This window comes from Streptomyces pathocidini (assembly GCF_001418495.1).
In the GTDB taxonomy this organism is placed as follows: Bacteria; Actinomycetota; Actinomycetes; order Streptomycetales; family Streptomycetaceae; genus Streptomyces; species Streptomyces pathocidini.
The window spans coordinates 1-1,348 of sequence record NZ_LIQY01000524.1; the positions used below are offsets into that span (position 1 = coordinate 1).

The 1,348-nt window shown below is 73.3% G+C and carries 2 protein-coding genes; one reads left to right on the top strand and one right to left on the bottom strand.

Annotated features, from left to right (window positions below; all coding sequences use genetic code 11):
- Positions 1-579 (top strand): dimethylarginine dimethylaminohydrolase family protein (locus AOK16_RS21820; protein WP_055473882.1); only part of this gene is annotated, 579 nt, incomplete at its 5' end.
- Positions 580-805: 226 nt separating this feature from the next.
- Here the strand turns inward: AOK16_RS21820 and AOK16_RS21825 are convergent.
- On the bottom strand, positions 806-1,348 hold a 543-nt coding region (locus AOK16_RS21825; protein ID WP_240483690.1), incomplete at its 5' end, for a small ribosomal subunit Rsm22 family protein.

The window sequence follows — 1,348 nt, forward strand, 5'->3', positions numbered from 1 at the left end:
GTGGACGGGCGGGTGCTCGGCGCCCGCTTCGCCCACCCGCAGCGGGCGGCCGAGGCCGCGATCCACCGGGCATGGTTCCGCGAGAACGGGTGGACCGAGGTGCAGGAGCCGCTCCATATCAACGAGGGCGAGGGGGACTTCGCGGTGACCGACACCTGGCTGCTGGCCGGGCGCGGCTTCCGCAGCAGCCCGCTCTCGCACCCGGAGGCGCAGGAGTTCTTCGGACGCCCGGTGATCGGCCTCGACCTGGTGGACCCGCGCTACTACCACCTCGACACGGCGCTGAGCGTGCTGGGCGGGGACGAGATCATGTACTACCCGCCCGCGTTCTCCCCCGGCAGCCGGGCCGTCCTGGCCAGGCTCTTCCCGGACGCGCTGATCGCCGAGGAGGCGGACGCGGCGTCACTGGGCCTGAACGCCGTCTCCGACGGCCTCCACGTCCTCCTCCCTCAGCCCGCCGCGGGCCTCTTCGCCCCCTTGCGCGACCGCGGCTACGAGCCGATCGGCATCGACCTCTCAGAACTCCTCAAGGGCGGCGGCAGCGTCAAGTGCGCCACGCTCGAACTTCGTCTCGCTTAAGGGGAGTTGCACTCGGCCGCGGCGAACTCGGCAGCGCCGAGCGCCGCCGTACCGATTGCTCGCCGCGCCTGGCGGGAAGATTTCCCGCCAGGTGGGACCCGCCCGGGGAAGGCCTTGCCGCCGAGGCAGGGCTCCGCGGCGGGGCGCTCCCGGTCGCGCGGGAAAACCTCTCCCGCCGTGACAGCGAGCAACCACTGCCGTGGAGTCCGGTGGCGCCGAGCTCGGCTCAACCCCTACGAGGTTCCAGTCCGGCGGGAGGCCACTTGTCTCCCCAGGTTGCGTCCCGCGCGTCCCGGTAGTCCTCGCGGTTGCGCTTTGTGACCGTGGTCCGGGTCAGGGTGCCCTCCGGGGTGCACAGGTTCAGGAGGACCTGGCCCTTGCGGAGTTGGGGGCGGCGGACGATGCGGGCCGCGGGCGGCTCCGGGGGGAGCGGCCCGCGGACGGCCGCGACGTAGCTGAACTTCTCGTCCTCGTACGGCAGCGACCCTCCCTTCACCTGCCGGTGGAGGGAAGAGCGGGCCACCCGGGCCGCGAAGTGGCACCAGTCCGCGCCCGGTTCGATCGGGCACGCCGCACTGTGCGGGCACGGCGCGACCACCCGCAGCCCCGCGGCCACCAGCCGCTCCCGCGCCTGGATGATCCGCTGGTACCCGTCGGGCGTACCGGGCTCGACCACCACCACGGCCTCCCCGGCCCGCGCCGCCTCCTCGACGACCGCCCGGCGCGCGTCCTCGGCCAGCTCCTTCAGCACGTACGAGATCGTGATCAG